Origin of the sequence: Mesorhizobium sp. M1A.F.Ca.ET.072.01.1.1 (genome assembly GCF_004023325.1) — a bacterium.
Lineage (GTDB): Bacteria > Pseudomonadota > Alphaproteobacteria > Rhizobiales > Rhizobiaceae > Mesorhizobium.
On record NZ_RZSF01000463.1, the window covers coordinates 1 to 3,970 of the forward strand.

The window sequence follows — 3,970 nt, forward strand, 5'->3', positions numbered from 1 at the left end:
CGCCTATGCCGGCACGCAGACCCGCCGACAGGCGCGGTTGCTGCGCCAGGCGCAGACGGAGTTCGACAATGCCAGCCGCGCGCGCGGTGAAGCCCAGGCCCGTTTCGATGAAGCACGAGCGCAGGAAGCGCTTGCCCGAACCGCCCACCAGGATGCCGAGATCGATCTCGCGCGCGGGCGCGCGCGGCTCGATACATTACGCTCCGACCCCACGATGCAGGATGCCAACCGCCTCGAAGGCGCGCAGAAGGAGGCTGCGGCGCGTCGGCAAGCAATGCGCAAGGCAGCCGAGGCGCTCGAGGAGGCGACCCGGCGACTAGGGCTCAGCACCGAGGAAACGGAACGCGCGGCCCGGCGCATGGAACAGGCGGAAAGTGTTTTGACTGATCTGCGCCGGCAAAGCGCGGCCCACGCAGATGCGACCGGCATTACCGCCCAGCATGGCGCAAGCCCGCTTGCCGTATCCCAAGCGCCCGAACTGGTCGAACTGACGCGGCAGGCCTTCGACAAGGCATGCGCCGGACTTCGCAGCCTTGTTGACAGCCGGCGCGAGGAGATTGCCGTGCTGCGCCGCCGCCAGGCCGAAGTCGCACAGGCCGAGGCGATCTATGCGCGCCGGCGTGAAATCCAGGACGAACGGCGACTCGAGGCCGAAGAAGCCGCCGGGCGCCGCACACAAGCCGATGCCGAGGTCGAACGAGAAGGCCGGAGCCTGGTTGAAAGTTGGGATGGCCATTTCATCGGGTTGAAGCAATTGCATGTCGACCCCGACGACAGGTTCTCGGCCCTGGCTGCCCTAGCGGAATGGGCGGTAGCGTTGCAGGGCGATGATCCTGCCCGGCACCTCCTGCAATCGGCGCATCAACATGCCAGCCATGCGCTCACACAGCGTCGCGTGGAGATCGATAACCAGTGTCAGGCACTGGCGAGCGAAAACGAAAGGCTTAGCGAAGAAGGCGAGCGTTTGGAGGCTGGTGCAGATATTGCGCCGCCCCTGCCCTACACGCGCGGTACATCCGTCCGGGAAAACCGTCAGGGTGCGCCATTGTGGCAGGTGGTGGACTTTCGCGATAAGACGACGGCCACACAGCGCGCGGGTCTCGAAGCGGCGCTCGAAGCGGCCGGGCTGCTCGATGCCTGGATATCGCCGGACGGCCGCCTTCAGGCTGGCGACGACGGCAGGCCGCTGCTCGACGTGCAAGTGCTTGAGCGGCAAAACCGTTCACAGTCACTTGCCGACTGGCTGCATGTCACCGTGCCGGCCGGCTGCGATATGCCGGATGACGTCGTCGGGCGAGTGCTGTCCAGCATCGCCTGCGCGGATGACGATCCCGTCGACAGCGAGGCCTGGATTGCTCCGGACGGCCGTTTTCGCCTCGGCAGCCTATGCGGCGCCTGGGGCAAGCCGGCGGCGGTCTTTATCGGACATGTCGCCCGCGCCACAGCCCGCACGCGTCGGCTGGCCGAGATTTCGGAGCGCCTCGCGGAGCTTTCAGCCGAACTGGCCGCCGCGCAAGCCATGGCCGCACAGCTCGCGCTGGATCGTGAACTGGCCGATGAAGAATTGCGCCGGGCGCCCGCCGACGAGGCACTGCGCAGCGTTCACCTGGCGGCCGCCGCCTCGACCCGCCAAGCCCGGCTGGCCAGCGAACGGCTCGCTGATGCCGACATGAAGTGCCTCGTTGCCGAAAAGGCGCTCAAGGCCGTTCATGAACAGCTCGCGGCTGACGCCGCGGACCTGCGCCTGCCGGAATCGCCCGACGCATTGCGCATTCTCGAGACAGCGCTGCAGCACTATCGCGATGCGCAGGTCCGGCTCGAGCAAGCCGTCCACGAGCTGCGTCTGGCTATGCCGGAATGGCAGCGCCAGCGGATCCGCGAGGACGAGGCGCGCGGCGACATGCGGCAGCGTGAAGAGGACCTCGCGGCTGCCCGCATTGAAGCAGAAGACGCGTTCGCCCGGTTCGACGTGTTGCGGGACACGGTTGGCACCAAAGTCGAGGAATTGCAGCGGCAGTTGTCCGATGCCCGTATTGCGGTCGAATCGGGCGAAACCGCGTCGAAATTAGCCAACGAGGTGCTGCGCGACAAGGGCGAGGCGCGAGCAGTCGCTAGCCAGCAGGTCGAGACGGCAAACGTCAATCTTCTGCAGCGCGGCGAAGCCCGCGCCCAGGCAATATTGAAACTTCAGCAATTCGCGGACACCGGTCTATTGTCAGCCGCGCTGCCGGATATCGATCTGCCCGACATGGATGGCCTGTGGACAATCGACCCCGCCCTGACGCTGGCTCGGCGGGCGGAACAGGGACTGTCCGGTCTCAAGGACGACGACGAGGCATGGGCACGCGTACAGCGCCAGATATCGGAAGAACTCACCGAATTGCAGCGCGCACTTGGCGCGCTCGGCCACCAGGTCCAGGCCGACCAGAACGACTGGGGCTTCAGCGTGAACATCATCTATCAGAATCGGCGCGAACGGCCCGACCGCCTCGCCATGCGGCTCGCCGAAGAGATTGCCCAGCGCAGCGAACTGCTCACTGCCAATGAGCGGGCCGTTTTAGAGAACCATCTGCAGGCCGAGATCGCGTCGGAAATCCAAGTCGACGCCATTAACCGGGAACTGCACAAGCGTCCCACCTCCACCGGCCTGCGCTACCGCCTAGTATGGCAGCCGCTGGCCGAGGAGGAAGGCGCCCCTATTGGCCTGGACCTGGCGCGCAAGCGCCTGCTCAACACCAGCTCCGATCTCTGGTCGGTGGACGACCGCAGCGTCGTGGGCGCCATGCTGCAGCAACGCATCTCCGCCGAGCGGGAGCGCGCCGATGCGATCGACGCAAGAGATGCCGGCGGCACCCTGCTCGATCAGCTCGCCCGCGCACTCGACTATCGCCACTGGCATCGCTTCCGCGTCGAACGCTGGCAGGAGGGGGGTTGGGGCAAGCTTTCCGGCCCCGCGTCGAGCGGCGAGCGGGCGCTCGGCCTCACGGTGCCGCTGTTCGCCGCGGTCGCCAGCTTCTACAGTCAGGGCAGCTATGCGCTCGCCCCACGGCTGATGCTGCTCGACGAAGCGTTTGCCGGCATCGATGACACCGCGCGTGCGCACTGCATGGGACTGATCCGCGAGTTCGACCTCGACTTTGTCATCACCAGCGAGCGCGAGTGGGCATGTTATGCCGAGCTGCCCGGCGTCGCCATATGTCAATTGCAGCGACGCGAAGGGATCGATGCCGTATTCGTCTCGCGGTGGACCTGGGACGGACGAGACAAGACGCTTCAGGCCGATCCCGATCGCCGATTTGCGCCGGCATGAGCGGCCAGCCCGACGTCCCCCTTCAACGCCTGCTCGGCGGCGATCACCTCGCTTCGCTGCGCAGGCGATTGCGCCAACGCTTCGAGCGCGCGCCGCTCGAGACCATTGATCACATTCGCATTGACGAACTCGGCGTCGAGGAACACGCGGCGCTGGCCGGCCTGCTCGGGCGCGCGCCGCGCCACTCGAAATCCTTGCGCATCGACGTTCACGCCGTCGATGCCGCTTTGCAACACGCTGGTATCGCCAGTTCCTTGCGCGATGCTCTGGAAAAACTCGACGGTCCCATCATTCATCTCGCCGGAACCCGCCTGCGGACGCAGACGCTTTGGACGGGCGTGATCGAAGGCTGCGGCGATTCGCGCCTGGCCAGCTTGCTGCGGACCCCGACGGGCATCGGCCTCATCAAGCGGCTCGCCCGACAGGATCCGGAAGCGGCAGCGCAGCTGTGCCACCGAGCCGAAGAGGTACTGCGGCGTCTGCCCGCTGACGGCATTACGCGCTCGCAACTCGCCGCCGACGTGTTGGGCGACGCCCATGCGCTCGACAATGGCCGGGGGACGGCGGCGCTTGTGCTGGCAGTCTGGCGTCAGGGCACCTCGCCCATTGCGGACGAGGGCAGCGAAAGACTGACCGAACCGAAAGACGATCCCGATGCGC

At 66.5% G+C, this 3,970-nt stretch carries 2 protein-coding genes; both read left to right on the forward strand.

The genetic code is table 11. From position 1 onward, the window contains the following. A partial coding sequence (locus tag EOA32_RS34255; RefSeq protein ID WP_128374070.1) for a TIGR02680 family protein occupies nt 1–3,310 on the forward strand: 3,310 nt, incomplete at its 5' end. Further along, on the forward strand, nt 3,307–3,970 hold a 664-nt coding region (locus tag EOA32_RS34260), incomplete at its 3' end, for a TIGR02679 domain-containing protein (protein ID WP_245499490.1). The genes EOA32_RS34255 and EOA32_RS34260, both read left to right, overlap by 4 nt.